The sequence below is a fragment of the Planktothrix serta PCC 8927 genome, from assembly GCF_900010725.2.
GTDB lineage: Bacteria > Cyanobacteriota > Cyanobacteriia > Cyanobacteriales > Microcoleaceae > Planktothrix > Planktothrix serta.
On sequence record NZ_LR734932.1, the window covers coordinates 1 to 355 of the forward strand.

General features: G+C 38.9%; 1 pseudogene. It reads right to left on the reverse strand.

Features of this window, described 5'->3' with window-relative positions:
- Window positions 1-260: pseudogene (locus PL8927_RS27690) on the reverse strand (RNA-guided endonuclease TnpB family protein); the annotation flags it as partial.
- Window positions 261-355: the final 95 nt, after the last annotated feature.

Genomic DNA, 355 nt, shown 5'->3' on the forward strand with positions numbered 1-355 from the left:
TAGAATCGAGAAATGGCTTGCCATGCTCTATCTGCACTTGATTGTCTTGCTTGTGAATTTAATTTGTTTACCCAAGGAGTTGTAGAGTCTTTCGCCAAAACAGCGCAAAGTTTCTGCAAGTTATTTCTTGTAGTCCCTTTGTTCTCCATCCAATATTTAACGCATTTGTTTCTGACAAATTGTGCTGTCCTAATAGCTTCATCAAGCTTTTGATATTGCTCTGGAGTGCCGTTCTTTAACTTAGTTTCTACAACTAACATAATTCCCTCGACCTGGGGTTGACCACTATTATAACACACTTTACCCAAGATTTGTAGAATTAAATCGTTACTTCGCATCTGAGTTAGTGGGTGGG